Genomic DNA, 387 nt, shown 5'->3' with positions numbered 1-387 from the left:
CAGGAGTTTCAACTTTCCGGAATCAAAACCAAAGATGATACAATCTGTAGCTACATACATCCTGTCCTTCTGAATATAAAAGTCCTTCGTAAAATTTGTCATCTGTGGTTTTGAATTTCGATCAAATATATAAAAACAGCTTATTTTTAAGAATTTAAAATTAAGGTATAATTTACGTTTATTATCTTTACCAGAATAAAACCTGAATTTTGAAGAAAGAAAACAGCCACTATCCTCCTCAATTCATTGAAAATTTTTCCAGCGAAATCCAAGTTGCTTCTCCTGGCAGAATCAACCTTATTGGAGAGCATACTGATTACAATCAAGGATTTGTACTCCCTACTGCTATTGACCGGAAGATCTATTTCGAACTTAGAAAAAATCAAA

Annotated in this window: 1 protein-coding gene; it reads left to right on the top strand. The window is 32.3% G+C overall.

Features of this window, described 5'->3' with window-relative positions:
* Positions 1–245: 245 nt before the first annotated feature.
* A partial coding sequence (locus HC176_RS17320) for a galactokinase family protein (protein ID WP_425338225.1) occupies positions 246–387 on the top strand: 142 nt, incomplete at its 3' end.

This window comes from Tamlana crocina, assembly GCF_012037625.1.
The sequence above is the reverse complement of the archived record's forward strand: the minus strand, read 5'-3'. Positions and strand labels throughout refer to the sequence as shown.